This is a genomic window from Luteolibacter algae (genome assembly GCF_042683045.1).
GTDB classification, from domain to species: domain Bacteria; phylum Verrucomicrobiota; class Verrucomicrobiia; order Verrucomicrobiales; family Akkermansiaceae; genus Luteolibacter; species Luteolibacter algae.
In genome coordinates, this window is sequence record NZ_JBHUIT010000001.1 from 238565 (window position 1) to 264507 (window position 25943).

25 protein-coding genes and 1 tRNA gene are annotated in these 25943 nt (G+C 49.9%); 21 read left to right on the forward strand and 5 right to left on the reverse strand.

Going from position 1 to position 25943, the window contains the following annotated elements:
- The first annotated feature begins 4 nt into the window (after positions 1-4).
- From rplF to ACFSSA_RS01205, 9 genes are all read left to right on the forward strand, one after another.
- Complete coding sequence (rplF, locus tag ACFSSA_RS01165) at positions 5-544, forward strand: 50S ribosomal protein L6 (protein WP_386817933.1); 540 nt, start codon at positions 5-7, stop codon at positions 542-544.
- Between the two features lie 20 nt (positions 545-564).
- Positions 565-921 carry a 50S ribosomal protein L18 gene (rplR, locus tag ACFSSA_RS01170; RefSeq protein WP_386817934.1) on the forward strand — a complete coding sequence of 119 codons (357 nt, stop codon included), beginning with the start codon at positions 565-567 and terminating at the stop codon, positions 919-921.
- A gap of 24 nt (positions 922-945) precedes the next feature.
- Positions 946-1647 (forward strand): 30S ribosomal protein S5, encoded by a 702-nt coding sequence (gene rpsE / locus ACFSSA_RS01175; RefSeq protein ID WP_386817935.1) that lies wholly within the window; start codon positions 946-948, stop codon positions 1645-1647.
- A gap of 59 nt (positions 1648-1706) precedes the next feature.
- Positions 1707-2186 (forward strand): 50S ribosomal protein L15, encoded by a 480-nt coding sequence (gene rplO / locus ACFSSA_RS01180; RefSeq protein WP_386817936.1) that lies wholly within the window; start codon positions 1707-1709, stop codon positions 2184-2186.
- A 91-nt stretch (positions 2187-2277) separates the two neighbouring features.
- A complete protein-coding gene (gene secY / locus ACFSSA_RS01185) occupies positions 2278-3774 on the forward strand; it encodes a preprotein translocase subunit SecY (RefSeq protein ID WP_386817937.1) in 1497 nt (498 codons plus the stop codon).
- Between the two features lie 72 nt (positions 3775-3846).
- Positions 3847-4500: an adenylate kinase family protein gene (locus tag ACFSSA_RS01190; protein WP_386817938.1), complete on the forward strand. Its 654-nt coding sequence runs from the start codon at positions 3847-3849 to the stop codon at positions 4498-4500.
- A gap of 59 nt (positions 4501-4559) precedes the next feature.
- Positions 4560-5369: a type I methionyl aminopeptidase gene (gene map, locus ACFSSA_RS01195; RefSeq protein WP_386817939.1), complete on the forward strand. Its 810-nt coding sequence runs from the start codon at positions 4560-4562 to the stop codon at positions 5367-5369.
- 97 nt (positions 5370-5466) lie between these two features.
- On the forward strand, positions 5467-7266 hold the full coding sequence (gene lepA / locus ACFSSA_RS01200) for a translation elongation factor 4 (protein ID WP_386817940.1): 1800 nt from the start codon (positions 5467-5469) through the stop codon (positions 7264-7266).
- A gap of 120 nt (positions 7267-7386) precedes the next feature.
- Entirely contained in the window at positions 7387-9504 is a 2118-nt protein-coding gene (locus ACFSSA_RS01205; RefSeq protein ID WP_386817941.1) for a RecQ family ATP-dependent DNA helicase, read from the forward strand.
- Between the two features lie 4 nt (positions 9505-9508).
- On the opposite strand, the gene ACFSSA_RS01210 is transcribed toward ACFSSA_RS01205, so the two are convergent.
- Positions 9509-10093 (reverse strand): helix-turn-helix domain-containing protein, encoded by a 585-nt coding sequence (locus tag ACFSSA_RS01210; protein WP_386817942.1) that lies wholly within the window; start codon positions 10091-10093, stop codon positions 9509-9511.
- Positions 10094-10307: 214 nt separating this feature from the next.
- Here ACFSSA_RS01210 and bamA point away from each other — a divergent pair, with 214 nt between their 5' ends.
- Entirely contained in the window at positions 10308-12644 is a 2337-nt protein-coding gene (gene bamA, locus ACFSSA_RS01215) for an outer membrane protein assembly factor BamA (protein ID WP_386817943.1), read from the forward strand.
- A gap of 87 nt (positions 12645-12731) precedes the next feature.
- On the opposite strand, the gene ACFSSA_RS01220 is transcribed toward bamA, so the two are convergent.
- From ACFSSA_RS01220 to nuoB, 3 genes are all read right to left on the reverse strand, one after another.
- Entirely contained in the window at positions 12732-13424 is a 693-nt protein-coding gene (locus ACFSSA_RS01220; RefSeq protein ID WP_386817944.1) for a rhomboid family intramembrane serine protease, read from the reverse strand.
- Between the two features lie 191 nt (positions 13425-13615).
- Positions 13616-14206 (reverse strand): NADH-quinone oxidoreductase subunit C, encoded by a 591-nt coding sequence (locus tag ACFSSA_RS01225; RefSeq protein WP_386817945.1) that lies wholly within the window; start codon positions 14204-14206, stop codon positions 13616-13618.
- 15 nt (positions 14207-14221) lie between these two features.
- Positions 14222-14758, reverse strand: coding sequence for an NADH-quinone oxidoreductase subunit NuoB (gene nuoB, locus ACFSSA_RS01230; RefSeq protein ID WP_386817957.1), 537 nt, complete (start codon positions 14756-14758; stop codon positions 14222-14224).
- 429 nt (positions 14759-15187) lie between these two features.
- Here nuoB and ACFSSA_RS01235 point away from each other — a divergent pair, with 429 nt between their 5' ends.
- From ACFSSA_RS01235 to ACFSSA_RS01285, 11 genes are all read left to right on the forward strand, one after another.
- Complete coding sequence (locus ACFSSA_RS01235) at positions 15188-16738, forward strand: carbon-nitrogen hydrolase family protein (protein WP_386817946.1); 1551 nt, start codon at positions 15188-15190, stop codon at positions 16736-16738.
- Between the two features lie 97 nt (positions 16739-16835).
- Positions 16836-17711, forward strand: coding sequence for an ATP phosphoribosyltransferase (gene hisG / locus ACFSSA_RS01240; RefSeq protein WP_386817947.1), 876 nt, complete (start codon positions 16836-16838; stop codon positions 17709-17711).
- Between the two features lie 35 nt (positions 17712-17746).
- Complete coding sequence (locus ACFSSA_RS01245; RefSeq protein WP_200267957.1) at positions 17747-17851, forward strand: AURKAIP1/COX24 domain-containing protein; 105 nt, start codon at positions 17747-17749, stop codon at positions 17849-17851.
- Between the two features lie 120 nt (positions 17852-17971).
- Positions 17972-18769 carry an RluA family pseudouridine synthase gene (locus ACFSSA_RS01250; protein WP_386817948.1) on the forward strand — a complete coding sequence of 266 codons (798 nt, stop codon included), beginning with the start codon at positions 17972-17974 and terminating at the stop codon, positions 18767-18769.
- Between the two features lie 9 nt (positions 18770-18778).
- Positions 18779-19534: a Nif3-like dinuclear metal center hexameric protein gene (locus tag ACFSSA_RS01255; RefSeq protein ID WP_386817949.1), complete on the forward strand. Its 756-nt coding sequence runs from the start codon at positions 18779-18781 to the stop codon at positions 19532-19534.
- A 160-nt stretch (positions 19535-19694) separates the two neighbouring features.
- Positions 19695-19768, forward strand: a tRNA-Gly gene (locus tag ACFSSA_RS01260).
- Between the two features lie 40 nt (positions 19769-19808).
- Entirely contained in the window at positions 19809-20345 is a 537-nt protein-coding gene (locus tag ACFSSA_RS01265; protein WP_386817950.1) for a hypothetical protein, read from the forward strand.
- A gap of 43 nt (positions 20346-20388) precedes the next feature.
- Positions 20389-21624 carry a hypothetical protein gene (locus tag ACFSSA_RS01270; protein ID WP_386817951.1) on the forward strand — a complete coding sequence of 412 codons (1236 nt, stop codon included), beginning with the start codon at positions 20389-20391 and terminating at the stop codon, positions 21622-21624.
- A gap of 125 nt (positions 21625-21749) precedes the next feature.
- Entirely contained in the window at positions 21750-23900 is a 2151-nt protein-coding gene (locus tag ACFSSA_RS01275) for a GumC family protein (RefSeq protein ID WP_386817952.1), read from the forward strand.
- A 49-nt stretch (positions 23901-23949) separates the two neighbouring features.
- Positions 23950-24513: a polysaccharide biosynthesis/export family protein gene (locus tag ACFSSA_RS01280; RefSeq protein ID WP_386817953.1), complete on the forward strand. Its 564-nt coding sequence runs from the start codon at positions 23950-23952 to the stop codon at positions 24511-24513.
- Between the two features lie 50 nt (positions 24514-24563).
- Positions 24564-25238 (forward strand): PDZ domain-containing protein, encoded by a 675-nt coding sequence (locus ACFSSA_RS01285; protein WP_386817954.1) that lies wholly within the window; start codon positions 24564-24566, stop codon positions 25236-25238.
- 16 nt (positions 25239-25254) lie between these two features.
- Here ACFSSA_RS01285 and ACFSSA_RS01290 read toward each other — a convergent pair whose 3' ends face one another.
- Positions 25255-25821 (reverse strand): pseudouridine synthase, encoded by a 567-nt coding sequence (locus tag ACFSSA_RS01290; RefSeq protein WP_386817955.1) that lies wholly within the window; start codon positions 25819-25821, stop codon positions 25255-25257.
- Between the last annotated feature and the right edge of the window lie 122 nt (positions 25822-25943).

Here is a 25943-nt window from a genome sequence, read left to right on the forward strand (position 1 = left end):
CATCATGTCACGAGTCGGACTCAAACCAATCTCTCTCCCTGAAAAAGTCGCTATCAAGCTTGATGGCGAAGTCGTTCAAGTCGAAGGCCCGAAAGGCAAGCTCGATTTCAACCTCCCTTCGGGAATTTCCCTCAAAACCGATGACGGAAGCGTTGTCGTCTCCCGCGCTTCCGAGCAACGCACACATCGTGCGCTACACGGCACTGTGCGTAGCATCGTTAACAACATGATCATCGGCGTTTCCACTGGTTTCGTCAAAGATCTTGAAATCCACGGAGTTGGTCTTCGTGCCGCTGTCAAAGGATCGGATCTCGATCTCTCACTCGGCCGTTCCCACCCGCTTCTCCACCCGATCCCATCCGGCCTTACCGTCACGGTGAATGATAACACCAAGATCAAGGTTGAAGGAATCGACAAACAACTCGTCGGCCAATTCGCGGCTGAAGTCCGCGGATTCTATCCTCCAGAGCCTTACAAAGGCAAAGGCGTCCGCTATGTCGGTGAGAAAGTCCGCCGCAAAGAAGGTAAGAGCGTCGGTAAATAATCTAAAACCATCTCCGTTTAATGAGCACTATCCAACGCAAATCCATCCGCAAGCGGATTCACAGCCGTATCCGCCGCAAGGTCTCAGGCACAGCACAACGCCCACGTCTCGCAGTCTATTTTTCCAATCAGCACGTATATGCACAGCTGATCGACGACTCGGTTGGCCGCACGCTAGCCGCAGCTTCCACTATGGACAAGAGCTTCGAAGGGAACGCTTCCAACATCGCTACCGCTCAGAAAGTCGGTCAGCTTGTTGCAGAGCGCGCCCAAGCAGCAAACATCTCCGACGTAGTCTTCGACCGCGGCGGCCACCTCTATCATGGCAAAGTTAAAGCACTTGCCGACGCAGCCCGCGAAGCCGGTCTTAAATTCTAACGTTCTGCCCAAGACACCTATCTAATGGCTAATACTCCTGAAAATGAAACTGCCGGAACATCGGCAACTCCTGAAAAAGTAGCAAAGGCTGCCAACGAAGCTTCCGCCCAAACCGGAGCCTCGCAACAACGTGGCGGCTATCAAGGCGGTGGCGGACAAAGCCGTGGTGGATTTGGCGGCGGCGGCGGTGGCCGTGGTCGTGGCGGTCCACGCCGTGAAGAGCGCCAGCCGCTTACTGATTCCGATGGAAACGAACTTTCCGAAAAAGTCGTATTCATCAACCGTTGCGCCAAAGTTGTAAAAGGTGGTCGTCGCTTTAGTTTCTCCGCTCTCGTAGTATGCGGAGATAAAATTGGCAAAGTCGGTCTCGGCTTTGGCAAAGCAAACGAAGTGGCGGATGCAATCAGAAAAGCAAGTGAGGCTGCCCGTAAAGTTCTCAAGCCGATGAGCATCGTGGATGGAACGATCCCTCACGAGATTTATGCTGAGTTCGGTGGCGGTAAGGTGCTCCTCAAACCTGCATCTCCGGGAACAGGCATTATCGCTGGCGGTGGTGTGCGTGCAGTTTGCGAAGCCGTCGGTATCCGCGACGTTCTTGCCAAATCCATGGGGTCTTCCAACCACGCAAACGTGGTCAAGGCGACTCTCAAAGCGCTTTCATCCGTCCGCACTCGCGAACAAGTTCTCGGATCTCGCGGTAAGAAGCAAAAGGAAAAGGCTATCTAATGCCGCGGCGGTCCACGTGGCCGCCGTTTTCTAAACAACAATTATAAATATCCAATCCTATGGAACTCCACAATCTTAGTCCAAATCCAGGTGCCAAGCATCGCGTAAAGCGCCTTGGTGCTGGTGAAAGCTCCGGCAGAGGTAAAACTGCCGGCAAAGGCAACAAAGGCCAAAAAGCGCGTTCGGGTAGCGGAACCAGAGTTGGTTTCGAAGGTGGCCAGATGCCACTACACCGTCGTCTTCCGAAACGTGGTTTCAATAACTACGATTTCCGCGACAAGTTCATTGTCGTAAACGTTGGCGATCTCGACAATCGCTTCGAAGCGGGTGCCACCATTGACGAAAAGGCCCTCCGCGAGGTCGGCTTGGTCAACGGCCCTTGCGACCGGATCAAACTGCTTGGTGACGGCGAAGTTGAAAAATCTTTCACAGTGACGTTCGACAAAGTCAGCGCGACCGCGAGAGAGAAAATCGAAAAAGCTGGCGGTAGCATAGTCGATCCGGCCTCTGAGTCGAAAGCATCTGCTCCCGAAGCTTAATTGCCGAGTTTGACAATATCTGATTTGAGGAGAGGAAGCACTTGAAGCTTCCTCTCCTTGCTATAAAACCACGCCTTCACTTTTCTCAATCATGATCTCTGCTTTTGCGAATACATGGAAAATTCCCGAACTACGGGACAGAATTCTCTTCACCCTGGCTCTCATCGTTATTGTCCGTCTCGGCGTTCATCTTACCCTTCCGGGCGTAGATGCGACCGTGATCAAGGCATGGCTCGATAGTGTAGCGAAACAAGACCCCAGTAGTCCGAGCGGGGGAATGACCGCATTGTTAACGGTGTTCTCCGGAGGTGGTCTCACGCAGGCTGGAGTATTTGCACTGGGCATCATGCCTTACATCTCCGCATCCATTATGGTGCAGTTGATGACAGCGATCGTTCCTAAGTTTTCCCGTCTTGCCCGTGAAGACGGCGGACGTCAGAAAATTACTCAATATACCCGTTATATCACGATCGTTATCGCGATCGTCCAAGGCTATTTCGTGGCAAAGTCACTGACTATACCGCAAAACATTCCATATATGGCTGGAATTGAGAACTTTGGCGTTCTCGTTCCCAATCCTACCGCAGGCTGGTTCGCTCTTACGGTTCTCACCATCGTTGCTGGAACGATTCTGTTGATGTGGATTGGCGACCAGATGACCGAGAAGGGCATCGGAAATGGTATTTCGATTATCATCACAGTTAATATTATTTCCGCCTTGCCGGGCGCATTGATCCAAGCATGGGGCTATTTCACCTCCGGTGATCCTTTCCGTGCAATGATGATGGTTGTAATGATTGTGCTGCTCCTCGTGGTTATTGCTGGAACGATCGCGATTACCCAAGCCCAACGAAAGATTGCTGTCCAATATGCGAAACGTGTTGTCGGGCGTAAACAATTTGGCGGTCAGACGCAGTATTTGCCTTTGAAAGTCAATTATGCAGGTGTGATGCCGATCATTTTCGCTTCCGCTGTGCTCTCACTACCTCCAATGATGCTCCAATGGTTTTTCTCGGGGCAACCATGGGCGACGAATCTCTATGGCGAACTTGTAGGCGGTGGAATGTGGTATTACATCCTCGGCGGTATTGGAATCTTCCTGTTCTCCTACTTCTGGGTGGCCATGATGTTCCAACCTTCCCAGATTGCGGAGGATCTCAAGCGCAATGGTGGATATATCCCTGGGGTTCGACCAGGGAAGCCGACGGCTGATTTCCTGGATTTCACAATGACGCGTCTCACTTTCGCCGGTGCGTTGTTCCTTGCCGCGCTGTTCTTCCTTCCCGCGTTGATTGGCAAAGTTGTTGGTCTGCCACCTGGCTCACTTGTCCTCCACTTTTTCGGCGGAACTTCGCTTCTGATTATGGTCGGCGTGGTGCTTGATGTGATGCGGCAAGTTGAAACACACCTTCTGCAAAAGCACTACGATGGCTTTTTGCGGAAAGGTAAGCTCAAAGGCCGCTACGACCGTTTGGGCAATCAAAACAACGCAGCACCCCGTAACGCGATTGTTTATTTGTGGACTGTGATTGCGATTCTTATCGTTCTCGGAATCACCGCCTACATCTATAAGCAAACGCACGCTTAATGTTTCTTTATCCCGGCGTGTTTGACACGTCGGGATTTTTTTTGTTCGGAATTCCAAGCGCTTCATCTGCTTATGAGACTTGTTCTACTTGGCCCACCTGCTTCTGGAAAGGGAACCCAGGGCCGTTTTCTTGCCAAAGAACTGGGGCTTGATTATCTCAGCACAGGAGCGTTGCTTCGCGAAAGTATAGAGAACGGGACCGAGCTTGGCATTGCGGCAAAGCCGATTCTGGCCCGTGGTGGTTACCTTCCGGATGAGCTCATGCAGCCTTTGATCGTCGCCTGGCTGGAAGAGAACAATTCTTCCGAGGGGTGGATTTTGGATGGTTTTCCTCGCAGTCTCGCGCAGGCGGAGTTTCTTGAGGAATGGATGGCATCGCACAATTCGGCTCTCGATGCGGCGATTTCATTGGAGGTTCCGTTCGAAGAGCTTCTGAAAAGAATAGTGGAGAGGGTAGAATGTCCTGATTGCCGGTGGACGGGACAGGAAAGGGAGTTGTCCGCCCAGAACAGGTGCCCGGAATGCGGAGGGATGGCAAGCTCACGTGCGGACGATGATGAAGCGAATTTCAGAAATCGGTTTGCGGAGTTTGAGCAGCTTACACTTCCCGCCATTGATTACTATTCAAAGCGGGGTAAGCTGATCCGCGTCTTATCAAGCGCCCCGAAGGAGAGCGTTTCACGCACTCTACTTAATAGCGTGTTCCGCTCGACGGAAACGGCTTGATAAGCTAAGCAGCAGCGGCAGTTTCCCGTTGAAGCACCGATTTTAAATTTTCTTCTACTATGCGAGTTCGTATCCCAATCAAATCGCCCAAAGAAATCGACCGCATGCGCGAGTCTGGCAGAATTGCTTCTGAAATCCTTCAAAAGCTGGCCGCCGAGGTAAAACCGGGCACAACTACGAAGCAAATTGATGACTATGCGGCGGATTTGATGGATCAGAATGATTGCCGGAGCGCGTTTCTTGGTTATCGGGGATTTCCCGGACAAACGTGCATTTCCATCAATGAAGAGGTGGTGCACGGCATTGGCGGCCCAAGGGTTATCCAGCCTGGTGATATTCTGAAAATCGATGTTGGAATTATCAAGAGTGGTTTTATCGGAGATAATGCGACGACTGTGGCTTGCGGCGAGATTCCCCTGGAGACCAAACGGCTCTTGGCCGTGACTGAACAATCGCTTTATGAAGCAATCTCAAAAGCCAAGCCGGGCCGCAAACTTGCGGATCTGTGCGGTGCCGTTGCAGAGTATGCGGAGCCATTCGGCTTCACCATTGTGCGTGAATTCGTCGGACATGGTGTAGGGCGTAAGTTACATGAAGAGCCTAATGTTCCCAACTATCGGCCACGGGGAAAAACGCCAACTCTGATGCCTGGAATGACTCTCGCCATTGAGCCGATGATCAATGCAGGTGTTCCGGAAGTCCGAATTTTGGATGATGGATGGACTGTGATCACAGCGGATCGCAAGCCTTCCGCCCATTTTGAGCATACGGTTTTGATCACTCACGGAGAACCTGAGATCCTGACAAACCGGCCTCGCCTGGCACTTCCCGAGCAGCTCGGCATCCCGGAGCTTGTCGCTCCGTTTTAGGTGACGAGAATTGATTTTGTTGATTTAGTTTGAGTCCGCCGATACATGACGCGGACGAAGACGTCCCGCCTTCATCGAGAAATCCTGATTTTTTTCCATGTCCACAGAACTGACCCGCAATTTCTCCATTATTGCTCACATCGATCACGGTAAAACCACGCTCTCCGACCGTCTTATGGAGGTAACGAGCACCGTGACGATGCGGGAAACCTCTGCTCAGCAGCTCGATTCCATGGATCTCGAGCGGGAAAAAGGGATCACGATCAAATCGCACCCCGTTGCGATGCAGTATAAGGCAAAGGATGGAAAGACCTACAAACTGAATTTGCTCGATACACCAGGGCACGTTGATTTCTCCTACGAGGTTTCCCGGGCGCTTGCCGCATGTGAAGGTGCGATTTTAATGGTCGATGCTGCCCAAGGCGTGGAAGCGCAGACGGTGGCAAATTTACATTTGGCAGAGCAGCAGAATTTAAAAATCATTCCGGTTCTTAATAAAATCGACCTGCCAGCTGCCGACGTGCCGAAGTGCAAGAGACAGCTTGAGGATATCTTATGCATTCCTGAGGATGATTGCATCCCAGCCTCGGCAAAAGCAGGTATCGGAATTGAAGAAATTCTTGAAGCGATCATTGCCCGCGTGCCGGCACCGGTGGAAAATCCGGATAAGATCCTGCGTGCGACAGTCTTCGATTCCCTCTACAATACCTACCGCGGTGTCGTATCATATGTCCGTATTTTTTCCGGAACGATCAAACGCGGGCAAAGGGTGAAATTGTTCGCCACCTCGAAAACGTATGAGATCAAGGAGGTTGGCATTTTTACACCGAAAATGACCGCATGCGATATCCTTTCCGCAGGTGATGTGGGCTATGTGATCGCAAATATGAAATCTGCGAGTGAAGTAAAGATCGGTGATACCATGACCGATTCCACACATCCGTGTTCTGAGCCTCTTCCAGGCTATAAAGAGATTCAGCCGATGGTCTTTTCGGGGATTTATCCGGTCGATTCCTCGGACTATGAGCAATTGAAAACCGCGATGGGTAAGCTGCAAATCAATGATCCGGCGTTCACGTTTTCCCAGGAAAGCTCGACAGCACTTGGCTTTGGATTCCGCTGTGGTTTCCTTGGTCTATTGCACATGGAAATCATCCAGGAGCGGCTTCGGCGTGAGTTTGATATGGATGTGATATCCACGTATCCATCGGTAATTTACCATGTCGATCTTACGGATGGGACAGAAGTTATCGTAGATAATCCAACGTTGTTTCCGGAGGCTCAGGTGATCCAGGAAATCCGCGAGCCGATTGTGAATGTCTATATCATGGTTCCGGGAGAATACATCGGAGACATGATGCAACTGGTTCTTGAAAAACGCGGTGAAGTCACCAACACGGAAACCATCGATGACATGCGGGTCATGCTTTCATGCGTTCTTCCGCTTTCCGAGATTCTTGTCGATTTCAACGACAAATTGAAATCGCAAACCAAGGGATATGGTTCCATGGACTACGAACATGCAGGTTACCGTGCTGCGAAGATGGTAAAAATGGACATGCTCATTGCCGGAGATCCGGTGGAGGCGTTTTCGACCATTGTGCATCGGGATAAAGCGGAAGGCTACGGGAGAAGACTTGCGGAGCGTCTGAAAGAAGTCATTCCCTCCCATCTTTTCGTGGTGGCGATCCAGGCTGCCGTAGGCGGGAAAATAGTGGCGCGGGAATCCATTTCCGCGATGCGTAAAAATGTGACTGCGAAATGTTACGGCGGAGATATTTCCCGTAAGAGAAAACTTCTCGAAAAACAGAAAGAAGGAAAAAAGAAGATGAAGATGTTCGGGAAAGTGAACATTCCCCAAGATGCCTTTATCAAAGTTCTTAAAAGCAGCGATTGATGGCTGTCATCCGGCCGCTCAAACGGATTTTTTTCCGATGTCGGCCGATGCCCAATGGGAACTCCTTCAACCTCCATCCAAGGTGTTGCGCCGTGGATGGATGTGCGGCAGTCTTAACCCGTGACAGAGGAGCAAGGTAAAAGAAAGGGGTTGATCAAGACGCCGACGGCGGCTTTGAAGGAGTATTTCGGTTTCTCCAAATTTCTGGATGGTCAGGAAGAAGTCATTTCGGAGATTGTTTCGGGGAAGGATGGATTGGTGGTCATGCCGACTGGCGGCGGTAAATCGCTCTGCTTCCAGATTCCGGCTTTGTGCTTCCCGGGTGTGACGCTGGTCATTTCTCCTCTGATCGCTCTGATGAAAGACCAGGTAGATGCTCTCGTGACCAGAGGGGTTTCCGCCACCTTGATTAATTCAACCCTCTCGTGGCCCGAGCAGAAGGAGCGGCTGGATGGTATGCGACGCGGCGAGTTCAAGCTCGTTTACGTGGCTCCGGAGCGATTCCGCGCGGAGAGTTTTCTAAACGCCTTGCGTGATGTGGAAGTATCCCTTTTTGCAATTGATGAAGCTCACTGTCTTTCCCAGTGGGGACATGATTTCCGCCCGGACTATCTTCGCCTGGGAAAATCCTTGGAAAAAATCGGGCGCCCGCAATGTGTTGCGCTCACTGCTACTGCTACTCCAGTAGTTCGGAACGATATCAAAAATGTCCTGAAGCTCCGTCAACCTTTCGAACGGGTCAGCGGGTTCTCCCGGCCGAATCTATCGCTGGCGATTACCGCCGTGGATAAGGCTGCCCATAAGGATGAGCGCATCCGGGCGATCATTTCCGCCCACAAAACCGGAATTATCTATTGTGCAACCCGGAAGAAGGTGGATTTGGTTTCCGAAACTCTCGCGAGCTGGGGGGTGAAATGTATCTCCTATCACGGAGGTATGAGCGACTCGGAGCGGGTAAAGGCACAGGAAATTTTCATCTCGAAAAAAGTCGGTATAGCTGTGGCTACGAATGCCTTCGGGATGGGGATCGATCGGGGCGACGTTAGATTCGTCATTCATTATGAAATTCCCGGAAGTGTGGAGGCATACTATCAGGAGGCCGGGCGAGCGGGACGCGATGGAGAGGCTGCGGTATGTGAAATGCTATTCAATTATGCGGATACGAGAACCCAGGAATTCTTTATAGATGGAGCAAACCCGTCTGCAGCTGTAATCCGGCAGATTTATCAATACCTGCTTAATGAAGCGGATGATAATCATGAGGTATTCCGCACTCTCGAGGATATCGCGGAGAATGCCGATGTTAAAAATACAATGGCGGTGGGTAGCGGCCTGACGATACTGGCTCGTGGCGGATTTATAGAACGTTTTGATGTGCAGGGCAGACGAATGCGGGGAACCCGTTTACTCAAGCCGGATCTTCTTACTAGGAATTTAGTATTAGATGAAAGCGCGATTGAGGAGAAGGATGCCCGCGATCGGGAGAAGCTCAAAGCGATGGTTGAAATGTGTTATTCGCGGAGCTGTCGCCAGCAGTGGATCCTGACGTATTTCGGCGAGGAAGATACTTCACCCTGCGGAAACTGTGACATGTGTCGTGACCGGAGCGCGGGTGATTATCGGGCGCCGACCGCGGAGGAGCGGTTGATGGTGAGAAAGGCTCTCAGCGGAGTAGCCCGCATGTCCAGGCGGGGAGCGAATGGTTGGGAAGGGAAATTTGGAAAGGGAAGGATTATCCAGATGCTTGCCGGAAGTAAGTCCCAGGAAATTTTGACGGCTAAGCTCGATCAGCTTTCCACCTATGGGCTATTGGCCGATAAGACGACCGGCTATCTCAATAGTCTCTTCCGCTCGCTGGCGGACGAGGGATTGGTGATAACAATTACCGGCGATTATCCGCTGATGACCCTTTCCGCCAAGGGTGAAAGAGTGATGTCCGGAAAAGAGGAATTCCAGCTCAAGTGGCCGGGCGAGACTGCAAAGCCGGTCGGTTTGGATGAAAAAGATTTTGATCCGCAGCTATTTGGGATGTTGAAGGATCTGCGATACAAATTGGCCAAGCAAGAAGGGGTGCCCCAATATCTTATCTTCTCGAACAAAGTGCTTGAGGCGCTGACAAAATATCTACCGTCTGATGCTCAATCCGCGCTGACCATTCCTGGCATCGGCGAAGGCAAGGCCCAAACCTATCTGCCTCCGTTTTTGGAAATGATCCGCACTTTCCAAGCGATGAAATAAACCGCTACTCCCGGACAGGAATAGCTCGCGGAGCGGGCTCCGAGATGCTCCGGACAATGGATTGGACGTCCCTATCTACAGGATCGGTCTCCTTTGTTACTTCTTCGGAATTTTCCGTGGGAGCCGGCTCCGGCTTTTCTACAACGATTTTGGATTGCGGATCCTCTCCTTCCGAAAGTGAACTGTCAAATTTCTCGAACAATTTAAAGCCTCCCCAAATCAATGCTCCGGTAAAGACGACCAACCAGATAGCTGCAAACGCACCATTTGAGTTACTGTCCTTGCGCTTTTCCCGTGGCGGAGCCATAGGCACCGGATCGCTTAAATCAATAAAAGCCTCGATCTGGCCGTCAATCATTGTGGCGGGAACCAGATCATCCAGCCACGGATCCACATCGGCACCTATATATTCACTATATTGGCGTAAAAAGCTTTTTGCATAAAGTGGACTTGAAAAGAAACCAAAGTTTTCGCTCTCCAATGCCTCAACCACGGCACGAGGCATTTTAGCAAGGTATACGGCATCATCGACAGTGATACCTGCCGCTTCGCGTGCGCTACGCAATCGATCTCCGAGACTTTCTTCCATTACCTTCAAGCTTTCCGTATGCATCAAAGCGCATCTTTTCTCGTTATGCAACTTATCGTGGGTTCTGAATGTGAATTCCTTTAATAAAATTCACAGAATCCTCCGGTCGGCCGAAATACTTGTAATTACAGTAATTACCTGAGGTATTTACGCGCTATTGGTCTTGACGCAGAGGCCATGGGGCAGGCTTTATCTGTGCGACATCAATTTCATTATGACTTCCTCAAAATTTTTACTACCGGGTCGCGGATGGCTCTTGAGTCGCTTGGCTCTCATGGCTTTGGTCTTTATCACTGCATTCACGGGCCAATTGAAGGCTCAGGATTTTGAGGGCAAAAATATTTCGGAAGTCGCTATTAGATACCGCGGTGCAAAGACGGTTGATGAGGCTCGGTTGCGCAATCTCATGTCTACAAAAGCCGGGACGCAATATCGTGCGGAACGTTTGGATAACGATATCAAAACGCTTTTTGAGTCTGGCCTGATTGACGATGTCCGTTTTCTTGCAGAGCCAGTCGGTAGTGGCGTGCGTGTGATTGCAGATGTCCTCACCCGCCCGGCAATCAACGGTGTTGGTTTCGTGGGGAATACTATTTTCTCAGATCAAAAACTGGCCAAGGAGACAAAATTGAAATCCGGCGGCTCAATGAGTGATGCGGAAATTCTCGAAGCCCGGCGGAACATCGAGGAATATTATCAAGGTTACGGTTATCCGGATGTTTTGGTTTCCCATCGCACCCAAGCGACTGGCCAGGCAGGTCTTTCCGATCTGATCTTCGTGATCGACGAGGGAGCGAAGAATGAAGTTCGTAAAATTCGGTTCGAAGGAAATACGGTTTTCACCACTCCCGAGCTCAAGAAGGAGATGAAAACAAAAGAAAAAGGATGGTTTTCATGGCTGACGAAATCCGGGCGTTTTGAGTCCGACCAGCTCGACAACGATCTCGATGCGGTTCTCGATTACTACCGCAGCAAAGGCTACCTTCGCGCCAGCAGTCCGGGTATCCGCCGCGATCCGGTGGGCGATGGCCGGGTAGACCTGGTCATTCCGATCAACGAGGGAGATAAATACACCGTCGCCGGTGTTAGCTTCGGACCGATGCGGGTTTTCAAACCGGAAGAGCTTTATCCGTCCATGACCTTGAATGGAAATGATGCCTATTCCTCAAAAAAAATGCGGGATGACATCAAGACGATCCGTAGCTTCTATGGTTCCCGCGGTTATGCGGATGCGGTGGTTACACCCGATATCAAGGACGCAGGCCCCAACCGCGTAAATATCAAATACATCATCACCGAAGGATCCCGCTACAAGGTGGGCCGCGTGAATATCCAGGGTAACACGAAAACCAAGGATAAGGTGATCCGCCGCGAGGTTCCGCTCAAACCTGGCGACTGGTTCAATACCGTTGAGCTTGAAACAACCAAAGCCCGCTTGGAGAACCTTCAATACTTCGGGGATGTTCAAGCAACCGGCACGCCGGGTGGCAGCGGTTACCGGGATATCGATATCCTCGTCGAGGAGCGCAACACCGGATCCGTGGGTGTGGGTCTTGGTTTCAGCTCGATTGACAATGTAGTGGGTTTCCTGACTCTTGAGCAATCAAACTTCGATATCACGAATCCGTGGAATTTCACAGGTGGTGGTCAGCGTTTTGCGATGAATGTTCGCCTTGGTTCCGAGCGGAGCGAATTCAGCGTTTCTCTTGTGGAGCCATGGTTCATGGATCGTCAGCTATCCCTTGGCGGTGAGCTTTTCTACCGTCAGTCTGACTACTACAGCGATGTTTATGAGCAGACCAACGTCGGAGGGTCGATCTTCCTGAGAAAGCCTCTTACTGACAAATCTTCCCTGAAACTGGAATATCGTCTTGAGCAAATTGGGATCGATGTCGAAAGCGGCTCAGACCCACGTTTCCTCAAGGAGGACGGTGACTTCATCCGTAGTGCTGTAACGATGAACTATCTTTACGATAATCGCGATAGCACCATCACACCACGTTCTGGCGAACGTTTTGATGTCTCTCTTGCTTTGGCAGGGGGAATCTTCGGCGGCGATGTCGATACGGTCACCTTTTCCGCACAAGGTGCGAAATACTGGAACCTTAAGTGGGACACGATTCTCTCAGTAAATGGTGAAATCGCTTTTGTGGATGCACTCAATGGTGATGTGCCGATCTTCGAACGTATGTTCCTTGGTGGCGGACGCACGCTGCGTGGTTTCGAATTCCGTGATATTGGTGGCGACCGTGTCAATTCCGTCGATGAAGTCCTCGGTGGCCAGTCATTGGCATTCGCAAGCTTCGAATATACGGTTCCAATCATCGAGACGGTGCGGGGTGCTGTGTTTTATGATGTTGGCTTTGTGAATTCCGGATCATGGGATATTTCCCCTGAGGACGTGTACAGCGATATTGGTCTTGGTGTTCGTATCAAGCTGCCAATCAGTCCTATCCCGCTGGCACTCGATTATGCTGTGCCAGTCAGCTCTCCTGATGATGATGCTGACAAAGGTGGTCAGTTTAACTTCTATCTGAACTACGAGTATTAAGCTCTAAGCGCAGTCGATTTCAGAACGGGATGATCCACGCGGATCATCCCGTTTTTTGTGTGGTGGGATCCAGCCACACCTGCAAGTTTATTGCGCTTTATACCGTTCCTGGCGCTCGCGGGCACGTTGCAGGCCGAGCAGAGTGATACGGGGACGCAGAATGAACTTTCCGAACGTGTATCCGACAAGGGTGCCTCCCAAATGGCAGGAATGGCTCACTTTGAACAGATCCCCGAAACCCAAGTTGACCAGGAACCGACCCACCTGCGAAAAAATTCCTAACTCTAGGATAGGATTGATTAGGACAAGACTGAGATTCGCTACAATCATACAAATCCCTATGGTTTTGCCGCTGATGAACAAGGGGAGAAATCGGGATTCCGGCGATAATGTGACGAGTAGTGCCAGATAGCTGAATGTTACCGCAGACGCGCCGACGAGCGTTTCCTGGTCTTTGCTAAACCAAGACTGGGCGATGAATAAACCACCTCCGGCTAGGATTGAAAGCCCCGTGAGCAACCGATAGCTTCGCTTTCCAAGAATATACTCCACTTTCGAACCCAGGAGAAGGATGGTGGCGGAATTGATCAGCAAATGTGTCCAGTTTCCGTGAATCAAACCGTAGGAGAAAATTTGCCAAATTTCACCCGATAGAAAGCTTTGAAGGTTCAGGCCAAACAGGATTTGAGCCTGATACAGCTTGTCCGGTAAATACCCGGCATTTGGAAGAATTTTGTTCCAGAAAAAGGGGATTGCCTGGCAAATTAAAAGAATTCTCAAAAACTGCCACGAAACTGTCGATCTCCTGAGCTGCCGAAACGCTCTACCCAAACGCCCGGCAGACGATCCCAACATCAACAAAGTCTTGGGAGGGGCAGGCGGAATCATGACTCAAGGGTCGGTTCTCAAAGTTAAACTTCAAGAAAGACTTTCTACCGCCGGTTTGTCTGCGGGCTATGACGGATATCCGCCTACTGTTGGGGGCGGGCCCGAGGCTCGCGTCGCGCGTTGTCCGCCGTTGTCGGGCATGTAACAAACGGTCCGCCTTCCAGTGGAGCAATTCCGGTGGATGCCACATCGGGCATGTTCGTTGGTCGTCCGGCAAGAGGGAAGTCCTTACGAAGCGGGTAATAAGGATAGCCTTCCCACATAAGGATTCGCTTTAGATTAGGGTGATCGGAAAACGGAATACCCATCATATCCCAAACCTCCCGCTCATGCCAATCCGCTGCTTTCCAAAAGCCCACGGCACTTGGGACGGATTCATCTTCTGAGACTTTGACCTTCAGCCTGAGGTGACGGCTATCATCCAGAGATGCCAGCTCATATAGCACTTCGAACCGGGGGTCTTCCCCGAAGTGATCCACGGAGGAGACGTCTAGAAGCAATTCATAATTGAGAGTTTCCTTACAGGTCTTAAAGGCCTCCGTGAGAGCTGAGAGAGACAATAACAGAGTGTGCTCTCCGCGGAATTCCACTTCCGAGAGAATTCCTTCTCCAAGTGCTTTGCGAAGGGCAGGGATGTCGCTTGTCGCGACGACGTTTTCTTTGACTGCGGACATGGGAGAAAGGAATGGTTAGGCGTGTTCTTCGATGAAACTGCGTTTCTGATCTTCCGTGGAATGCTCTTTTTCGATTTTTTCCTGAAGCTTCATGAGTCCCTCGATGAGTGCCTCAGGGCGGGGAGGACAGCCGGAGATATAGACATCGACGGGGATGAGATTGTCGATGCCTTGGAGAACCGCGTATGAGCGATACATTCCGCCGGAGGAAGCGCAGGCGCCCATGGCAATGCACCATTTCGGCTCCGGCATCTGATCCCACACCCGTTTTACTGCCAATGCCATCTTGTAGGTCACGGTGCCCGCGACGATCATCACATCCGCTTGGCGCGGGGAGAAGCGCATCACTTCCATTCCGAAGCGGGAGATATCGAAACGGGAGGATGCCGTGGCCATGAGCTCGATGGCGCAGCAAGCAAGGCCCATCGGCATCGGCCACAGAGAGTTTTTGCGCATCCAGTTGATGGCGGCATCGACACGTGTGAAGATGATGTTGCCCTCGATTTTGGAATCGTAGGCTGCGAAGGTTGAAGTAGTGTCGGTGCTTTCCATGACGGTGCTCGGTTCGGTGGGCAAGATGGTGTGAAGCACCGCAAGGCTCAAGTGGATTGTGAATTTTTTCACAATCGATTTTAAAAGAGAGCCAGCAAAGCAGGCGGCGCCAAAATCCGGGATCACCTCGGGACTGCGGAAAAGGGGAGCTAGCAAAATATCATGAGGTGAAAAGGTCAATCCTTGTCCCTTGGCGGTCTGATTCCCCTGATTCCCCTGATTCCCCTGATTCCCCTGATTCCCCTGATTCCCCTGATTCCCCTGATTCCCCTGATTCCCCTGATTCCCCTGATTCCCCTGATTCCCCTGATTCCCCTGATTCCCCTGATTCCGTTTCTGGAGTCTGCCGGGAGTCCTGATCCGGAATGAACCCTCAAGTTTTTTACGTGGTGATTGATTTGCATCTTTGGATGGTGAAGTCTCGAGCAAATGGAACCGAGAGAGTATGTGATCAATGGAGTAAAGTATGTGGCTAGAACTCCACGTGAAGACGATTTCGACGAGATGATCGAGTTACATAAGACCTGCTTTCCTTCTACTTTGGAGGAGGACGGTGCATGGCGCGTCGATCAATTGGAATCCCACCTCCAAATGTTCGAGGACGGGCAGGTGATCATTACAAAAAATGAAAAAATCGTCGGCGTGTCATCGAGTCTAATCGTGACCATGGGGCGGGACCCTCTCCGGCATCACTCCTATTATGGAATTACCGATGACGGTTATTTTTTCAATCATGACCCACAGGGGGATACCTTGTATGGCGCGGAGATTTACGTGGACGTTGCAGAACGCGGGCAAGGCATCGGCGCGGTGCTGTATGAACTGCGGCGGGATCTCTGCAGGCGGCTCAATCTTCGACGGATCCTCGCCGGGGGACGCCTGTGGAATTATGAAAATTATAAAGATAAGTATTCCCCTGAAGAATATGTCCACGCGGTGCAGGATGGATTGGTTAAAGATCCTGTGATGGGTTTCCAGCTCAAGGAAGGGTTTGTGGTGAGGGATGTGATGTCTAACTACATCCGTGATCCGCGGAGCATGAATTACGCGACTCTTATCGAATGGCTCAATCCTGACTATAATCGGCACGAGGGAGAGGATCGCAAGGTGCGGGTGGCATGTGTCCAATACCAAATGCGGAAAATCGCTGATTTTGACGAGTTTGCAGCTCAAGTCAGATATTTTGTCGAGACGGCAGGTGAAGACTACGGTGTGGATTACGTGCTTTTTCCCGAGTTTTTCTCAGTGCAGCTGCTTTCTGCCATGGAGCCATATTCCTCGCGGGATGGAATTCGGAAACTGGCAAGCCTTACACCCAAGTTCCGCGAACTGATGTCCACGCTGGCGCGTGAGCAAGGCTTGCATCTCATCGCTGGCTCGCATCCGGTTCTGCAAGATGATGGGAGGTTGCAAAACGAAGCGATGCTATTCCGTCCCGATGGATCATACGTTTCACAGCCAAAACTACACATTACTCCGAGTGAAACGACCTGGTGGGGAATCACCGGGGGAAACCAGCTGCACGTGATACAGACGCCAAAGGCAAAAATCGGGATTCTAATCTGTTATGATGTGGAGTTTCCGGAGGCCGCAAGGTATTTGGCCGAGCAGGGCGTAGAGATTCTTTTCGTGCCTTATTGCACCGATAATCGCCAAGGTTATCTGCGGGTGAGCAAATGTGCGGCAGCCCGTGCGATCGAAAACCAGATTTATGTGGTGACCTCCGGTGTGGTCGGGAATTTGCCGGACGTGCCGGCAATGGACATCCATTATGGAAGAGCGGCGGTTTTTACCCCTTCTGATTTTGAATTCGCGCGCGATGGCATACAAGCGGAAGCAGATCCGAATGTGGAAACCATGTTGGTCACAGATCTTGATGTGAAGGATCTTTATCGTTCCAGAGAAGCGGGATCGGTGACTCCGCTAATGGATCGCCGTCGCGATCTATTTGAACTAAAAGTGAATTTTACGGCCGATTAAGTAAAAAAATGGGGCTTTTTCCTGAAACTTGGCTTGATTCCTCTCCAATCGCGATTAAAAACACCGCCCCCACGACCAGTGTGGCTTTATTTTAGAAATGTCCAATTCACTCAAGATCGCCATCCCGAAAGGCAGCTTGCAAGAGCCGACCATCGAGCTTTTTGCAAAAGCAGGTTATGAAATCTATGTTTCATCCCGCGGCTACCGACCGGCATCGAACGATCCTGAGTTGGATATCTATTTGATTCGGGCCCAGGAAATCGGTCGTTACCTCGGCCAAGGCTTCATCGATTGCGGTATCACCGGCCTCGATTGGGCGTCCGAAGGTGGGACCAGCCTCGTCGATTTGGCAGAGCTCCCATATTCCCGGGCGACAGTTAGACCGACACGTTGGGTGCTAGTGGTTCCCGAAGACTCACCAATCAAAACTCCACAAGATCTCGAAGGTAAGCGCATCGCCACAGAAGGTGTGGGTATTACCCAGCGCTATCTAGATAAACTCGGTATTAAAGCCGAGGTAGAATTTTCCTGGGGTGCGACTGAGGTGAAAGTGCCTGATCTGGTGGATGCTATCGTGGATGTCACCGAAACCGGATCCTCCCTGAAGGCAAACCGTCTACGGATCGTCGACACTCTTCTGACGTCGTTCCCTCACTTTTACTCAAATCCTGCTGCAGCTGCGGATGCATGGAAGCGCGAAAAAATGGAGCGCATTTCCATGCTTCTGAAATCAGCCATCTGCGCAAGAGACAAGGTAGGTCTGAAAATGAACCTTCCTGCTGACAGACTTAACGAGCTGCTGGAAAAACTTCCATCGCTGCGTCGCCCGACAGTTTCCAAGCTTTCCGAGGAGGGCTGGGTCGCTGTTGAAACCGTCATTGACGAGATTCTCGTAAGAGACATGATCCCTGATCTCAAGAACTTGGGCGCTGAAGGAATCATCGAATATCCTCTTAACAAACTCGTCCCTTAATCCGTTTTCATTGAACCACAACCCCGTATAATACCATGGGCTCTATTAAGAAACGCCGTAAAACAAAGATCAACAAGCACAAGCGCAAAAAGCGCATGAAGCAGAACCGCCATAAAAAGCGTCTCCGCTACAAGTCCTAGTATATTGGGGGTTTTCCCCTGGTCCTTCTAGGGCAAGCAATTTGATCCACGCCGGGAACTCGTATATGCGGGTTTCCGGCGTGCTTTTTTTACAGGGTGGCGTAATCTGGTAAATATCATATGAGCTTGCAGGTTATCGTGGATTTCAAAGTGGTTGATGAGACTGCGGACTGGGTGGTGGTGAATAAGCCTGCTCCTCTGATTGTCCACCCGGCAAACAACAAGCCGGAGCCCACTTTGCTGGGTGGATTGGAGCGTCTTTACACGTATGAGATTGAAAATGGAGCATGTCTCGGGATCGTGACGCGCTTGGATCGGGAGACTAGCGGATTGGTTCTGGTCGCAAAACATACCGCTGCGGCCAGGGAGTTAGGGATGATTTTTGAGAGGCGCGAGGCAAAGAAGGAATATTTAGCCATCGTCGCCGGTTGGCCTGACCGGGAGTCCTGGGTGGAGAATGGATCGATCTGCCGTGCAACTGAAGTCGGTGCCAGTAACATTTGGGTAAAGCAAATCGTAAGTAGCCGCGGAAAAGAATGTTCTACTAGGTTTGTGGTAGAGAAGCGGTTTGAGCGTCAGGATGAGCAATATGCGGTGGTCAGATGTTTCCCGTTAACCGGACGTATGCACCAAATACGAGTGCATCTGGCGCATTCGGGCCATCCGATCGTGGGAGACAAGCTCTATGGCGGATCCGGTGAAGAGTATCTTGAATGGATGGAGAATGGCTGGAACGAAAGGTTGTCCCAAAAACTATTGTTGCCTCGCCAAGCACTGCACGCTGCAAAATTGTCGCTTGGATGGGCAGGGCGGGAGGTTCTATGGGAGGCGGAAATAGGTAAGGATCTCCAGGATTTTATAGACGGAAAAGAGGTCGGTTTTGCCGAAGGCGTTGTCAGTTGGAGTCGGCATGATTAGTATCGGGGAATGGCGATACTAAGCGAAATAGTCGGCTTCTTGGATGCAGAGCTAAGAACCTCAGAAATTCAGGACTACCCGGGTGCTCTCAATGGACTGCAACTTCAGAACTCAGGAAGGATAACCAAAGTAATTTCCGCCGTAGATGCCTCATTGGCAGTAATTGAAGAAGCTGCTAAAACACCGGGTGCCCTGCTTCTGGTGCATCATGGATTGTTTTGGCAGGGCGCTCAGCCGATAACCGGACCTCGCTTTGGGAAGATCAAAGCCGCAATAAATGCGGATCTGGCAATCTATTCCACTCATTTGCCTCTCGATATGCATCCGACCTTCGGTAATAATATCCTTTTGGCCAAAGCGATTGGTCTGCGGGAAGTGCGTACGGTTTTGCACAAAAAAGGTTGGCCAACGGGTGTGTGCGGGGTTTGGGATAGGAGTTCTGCCGAGCTGAAGGCTGCTGTCGCTGGAGCGGTGGGGCGGGAAATTGTTATTTGCGAAAGTAGTCGTGAAATAATCCGGGAAGTTGTCGTCATAACCGGCGGTGCTGCTTCGGAGGTTGCGGCCGTAGCTGACTTGGGAGTCGATGCATTCGTAACTGGTGAAGGGTCACATTGGACGTATGTAGAAGCTGAAGACCGTGATTTAACCCTCTTATACGCCGGGCACTATGCCACGGAAACCTTCGGTGTCAGGGAATTGGGGGCAATTTTAGCGGACCGGTTCGGGTTGCCGGGCGAGTTCATCGATCGAATCGGTGGACTTTGATAGCGAGGGCGGGTCGAAAAAACGGACGGAAATCTACGATTTCATTACATAATTTTCGTGAAAATAGTATAAATGCCAAAAAAACAGTTACCCGGAGCGAAAATGGCAAAAAAAAGCTTGAAGGGTGGCTATGATCTGACAGATAAGTAGCCCCAACAAAGCGGGCATAGCTTAGTGGTAAAGCGCTATCCTTCCAAGTTAGACATGCGGGTTCGATTCCCGCTGCCCGCTCCATTTTCCCTTTCCAAAAATAAAACATCCAGCCAGACAACATATGAAAAATTCGTTAAAATCCCTGCTCGCTATCGCCGCTCTCGGTGTAGTGAGTGCTCAGGCGCAAGACTGCGACGCTATTGCGAAATCAGTGTCTTCAAAGATTTCCGATGACAAAAGTGAGGTCTTGAATGTTGTCTCCGAGCAAGTTGCTGAGTCGCCTGATTGTGCGTGTGATATCGTAAAAAGTGCAATCGCTGCTGCAAAAGCTGATAAGAATCTTGTGGGTGCGATTGTAGAGGCTGCAGGTAACGCTGCGCCAGGCAAGGTTAATACTATCGTTCAGTGTGCTGCTGCTGTGGCGCCGGATGCTGCGGTCCAAATTAATGCTGCTGCTGCTAATATCGGTGCTGGTGCTGCTGATGGTGCTCTAAGTCCCCTTGATTTTCCGGGTGATGTTGCTGGTGGCGATGTTGTCAATGGTGGTGACATGAATAGCGGTTCCGGTGCTGGTAACGGAAGCACCTCCAATAATGGTGCAGTTTCCGCGCCAGTGAATGTGGTTCCAGAAGTGACCAATCCAAATCCTTCTTTGTAATAACGGTAAGGTAAATACTTTAGAAAACACCCAATTCAATTTCATGAAAACCAAAACTGCACTCAGTCTCATTACTGCACTTACCGCGTCGATGGCGTATGGTAAAGGTCTTTACTATGTTCCGAATGATACGGAGGAATCTGTGCCGATCTCTTGGAGTGTCGGTGTGAATGCTATCTGGGATGATAATACTACTCCTGGTGGTGCTACTGATGGTGATGAGACATTCTCTCTGAATCCATATGTTGGTCTTTCGTTTGTAAGTGTTACTCCTCAGACAACTTGGGATGTTTATGCCCGTTTAGGTGTGATTTATTATCTTGATGAGCCGAGTGCTGCTGGTTCCGATGATACATATGGTCAGGCCCGTGTCGGTGTGAATCTTACCCATCGTTTCAATGAGCGTCTTCGCCTCACTAGTCGCAACTTCCTTTCATATGAGCTGGAGCCGGATTACTCATATGGCTTCGCTACGACCCGTCAACTGGGTGAGTATCTTTACTGGCAGACAGATAATGCTCTCGGTTACCGGTGGACAGAGCGCTTTGCGACCTACACAGGTTTTGAGCTGACTGGTCTTGATTACGATAATGTTGCCAACCAGGATCGTTTTACTTGGACGCTTTACAATCAGTTCCGTTATCAGCTAAGTCCACAAACTGTTGCAACTGCTACCTATCGCTACTCTCAAACTGATGCTGATGGTCTTGCGCAAGACTCGAATGATCAGTTCCTTCTGGTCGGTCTCGAGCATCGCTTCAGCCCAAGCACAATCCTTGTTGCAAATGCTGGTGCACAAATCCGCGATGTCGATGGTGGTGATAATTCAACCAATCCATATCTCGAGCTAACACTTCGTTCGCAAATCAATCAGCAGTTCAGCGTTCGTGGTTTCGTTCGCTACGGTGCGGAAGTATATGATACTGTTCAGTCAGTTCCTGGGCTTCCGTTCTTTGATAGTGGTCTTGCTGAATTCGATAGCCGCCTAACACTCCGTGTAGGTGTTTCCGGTGAGTATCAGATCTCTCCTTCCCTTTCGATCTTTGGTGGTGTTGATGTGATCAATACATCCTATGAAGATGGGCGTGGAGTTATCTCCGGAGCCCAAACGGGTGACAAGGATGAGACTCTCGTGAATGCCTATGTTGGCGCTTCCTTGAAGCTTACCGAGTATCTCTATGGAACTCTCTCATATAACTTCACTAACTCCGACTCTGACCTGGTAAACCGCGATTACGATCGTAACCGCGTTAACCTCGGACTTCGCGCTGAGTTTTGATCGAATCTCTTGAGAGATAAGAACAAAATTTACTGTTAGTTTAAATTTTATGACTCCCGCAGTGTTTGGCATTGCGGGAGTTTTTTATTAGCGTATTTTGGTGTCCTCTTAATTTCTAGTCCTTTATGAACCCATCCCAACAGCAAAACGAAGCTTCTTTACACGCCGTCGACTACTGGCAGGTGATTAAAAATCGCTATGGAGTGATTCTTTTAACACTCTTGTTAGTATTTATGACTGCATCGGTAATTACCTACGTAATGCCAAAAAAATACGAAAGTTTCGCGACGATCGAGGTTAAGCCGAGAGGACGGACAATTGATCCATTGGATGGTGTAGTAGGAAATAGGATGCCAACAATGACTCCTCAATTCTTCGGCACGGAGTTCGAAAAAATTAAGAGCCGGAATTCCTTATCTCGGGTCGTTGAGAAGCTTGATCTGAACAATAAATGGGGTGTTAGCCCGGAAATGGCCCTCCAGATCCTTAAAAACATCGTCAATACTCAAAATATTCGCGGCACAGATTTGATTTCGATTACGGTTCGTCATCAGGTTAAAGAGGACGCGCGTGATATCACTCAAGAAGTTGCCGAGTCTTATAAAGAGTATAGGACGGAGCTTGAGAGTAAGAGCTTGGAAAAAGGGATTAGCGAATTGAGACGCGCAGTTAGAGATCAGGAGGATAAAGTCGAAGAGGATCGAAAGATCCTTACAACAATTAGCCGGACAAAAGATATCGTCTATAGTGGCGATCGGAACTTTTCCAGAGCTGGTGGAATTGAAGAAGATGAAAATAGAATCTTTTCTTTGAATGAGTATTCTAAGATTGAAAGCGAAAAAATGCAGCTTGAGTCCCAGATTCAAAGCTTACTCAGTTATGATAGCGAGCAGTTGTTAATTTATGCTTCAGGATTGGATCTTCCGGATAACGTCATCAAGTCACTCTATCCCCAATATCTTGAACTCAAGCGTCAGATTGACGGTTTGAGGGCAAGCGGATTAGGTGAGCGCCATCCCAGTGTAGTTACCAACCAGCGAGTATTGACAACCATGAAGGATCAGCTGGACGAGGGCGTGATCAACCTCCGGGCTCGTCTTGAAGGTCAGTTGGAGATGGCTAAAGAACGTCTTGCTAAAGCTGAGGTCAAAAAAGAGGAGGCTAAGAAAGAGGCGGTAGAGGGCAATATCGACAAACAGGATTATGACGATGCCAAAAGAGCCTTCGAGACTGATCAAGCTCTGCTGGAACAAATGAAGCTGAAGCTCATTAGTGCTGAAATCGATGATAACATCACAGAAGACACCATTGTCGTCCATGATAAACCAGTAATTGCCGAGTCCCCTGTCAGTCCTAATGTGACCCTCAACCTTGTGCTGGGTGCAGTCGTAGGTTTGATTTTCGGAGTGGGAATCGCGTTTTTCCTCGAGTATCTAGATACCTCGGTAAAAAGCCTGGAAGATGTCGAACGTTACCTCCAGGTTCCGGTCCTTGCTGTTATACCAAAGGATGTCGGTGTTCTACATAAACAAAATGGGATGAGCCCGGATGCGGAAGCTTACCGTATTTTGCGGACGAATATTGAATTCAACCGAAAGAATCCCGAGGACAATGCTATTACTGTGGTTTCGGGTGGTGCTGGAGAGGGTAAATCCACGACTCTGGTGAACCTGGCTTACATCTGTGCCCAAGGTGGCTACACAACATTGATGATCGATGCGGATTTACGACGCCCGCGCTTGCATACATTCTTTGATATCAACAATTCGGTCGGTTTGACGAACTTTCTGACGACCGAGCTTATGCTGGAGGATGTTATTCTTCAGACACCAGTTGATAATCTTTACTTTATGCCTTCGGGTATTCTTCCCGCAGATGCGGCAGGAATTCTTAACTCAAGACGTATGTCAGAGCTGATCCAGGATGTGAAACAGCGCTTTGACTTGGTGTTGGTCGACAGCCCTCCGATTCTTGGGGTCAGTGACGCTTCGGTTCTGGCAAGTGAAGCAGATCTTACGATGATCGTTGTCCAACACCGGAAGCTTCCCCGCAATATGCTTATCCGCGTAAAACAAGCAGTTGAGAACGTAGGTGGGCACGTCATCGGCGTAGTTCTCAATAATGTCGATGTTCGAAGTGACAGTCAGTATCAATACTACACAAGTTACTACACCTATTATGCACCGGCCGAATCCCAGATCGGACCTCCAGTAGCTAGTGGGTCGGGGTCAGCTTCATCCAGTGCCGACTCTTCCAAAGAATCTGACTTGTATTGAGGTCCCCAAGAACTTATCCTATCTATTCAATCTTTGTATTTTCAATATTATGAACCTAAGATCTATTTTTATAGCGTTTCTAGCGATATTAGGCTTGATCACGCCCACCATGGCTCAAATCCAGTCGGGACAGGCAGTTCAGATTACGATTATGGGAGTTCCCGCTGAGGAAAAACAAAAGATAGATGCTGTCTATCCAGTTTCTCAAAGCGGAACGGTCAATATGCCTTTTATCGGAGTAGTGCGAGCATCCGGGTTGCAGCCTGAGACGTTAGCTGCCTCGATACAGAATGCCTATCGAGCCGCGCAAATTTACACGAATCCGACGATACAGGTGATCGCGTCCAGCGGGGACACCCTCGTCGAGCAAATGGTTCACATTGGGGGGCAAGTCCGCCGACCCGGCCCAGCAAAATATAGCAGCAATCTTACCATCTATCAGGCAGTGCAAGCGGCTGGTGGAGCAACTGAATTTGGTAGTCTCAAGCGGGTTAAACTGTATCGCAATGGTAAAACACAGGTGTTCGACCTGACAAACCCGCAGTTTATGAGGGTGCCACTGAAACCGGACGATACAATCGAAGTTCCTCAGAAAAACTGGTTGGGTCAATAAGTCTGGCAGATTTCGTCCAGAATTGGTTGTTCAATCAATTCCAGAGCGCCATGAAATACGGAGCTATCGGTTTAGCCATCTTCTATTTCATGACGCTCTTTTTATATGGTGAAGAGGTCCCGAAGGATATTCTGTTAGGCCTATCCGATGAGGAATTCAGGATAAGAGAAAATGCGGAGAGGAAATTAGCGGCATGGCTCGATACTGAAAAAACACCAGCTTTGAAGGCTGTAAAGGCGTTGGCAGATGGATCCGATGATCCTGAAGTTCGAAACCGATGTCTTACAGTGCTCAAGATGATGAGCGATCGAAGCTATCTACGTTCTGGAAGTGGTTATTTGGGGATACAGCTCACAGAGCAGAGGTTTAAACTAGCAGAAGATGACGAAAAAAGAGTCGTGATCCGCGTTTTGTTTGTAGTGCCCCAGAGTCCCGCTGACCAATTTGGCCTCCTGCCTGGAGATCTAATTTTAGAGTTGAACAGGAGAAAGTGGGATCAAGAGGGGGCCTCGGAGAACTTCCGGGAATTGATAGCTGCGCGAAACCCTTTGGAGGAAGTATCACTGTTGGTTCAACGAGGAAATGACAAGCCTCATGAGATCAAGATTCGTTTGGGAAAAAGGCCTGAATTTGAAGGGGATTTTGAGATGAGTTTAAAGCCCGAGATAAGGGACAAGATGGCAAAAGAACGCTTCTTCGAGGCTTGGTTGGAAAATTTGGAATAGCTTTTCGGTATGCGGATCAACTCAGTATTCGGTCCCGATCTGCCTTAGTCAAAATTCTCCAGGTTCCTGAAAGCAAATTATGATCCTGGAAATTACCAATTTTGGTCCTCATTAGGCGTAAAGTGGGGTGCCCGACTGCGGCTGTCATTCGTCTGACTTGACGATTTTTTCCCTCTATCAACTCGATTTGGATCCACACATCCGGTATATTCTTTCGAACACGTATGGGCGGGATCCTTTCGGGTATTTGCGGCTGGGGGGAGAGTATTTTTGCGATGCAAGGTAAACAGAGATGGTTCTTAACTTTGATTGAACCATTGGAGAGCCTCTGTAGATCGGCTTCATCCGGAATACCTTCGACCTGAACCCAATAGATGCGGACATGCGCATGCTCGGGATCGAGTAGCTTATTATTTAAAGCCGGCTCATCTGATAGAAGTAGTAGTCCTTCGGAATCCATATCCAAACGGCCTAGCGGATATACGCCTTTCGGAAAATTGAACTCGGCTAAGGTTCTTTGTCCGGGCTGGTCGGGTGTGAATTGGCAAAGGACTCCGTAAGGTTTGTGAAACGCGATAAGCACGTCTCAGAATAAATAGCGCAGATGTTTTTGAAAAGACGTTTGGAAGGTTGGCCTGACCCCATTTTCTGGACAGTTCTAAACTAGAGCTAACGTGGCTGGTGTTTGTCTAAGGAGAGGGGCGG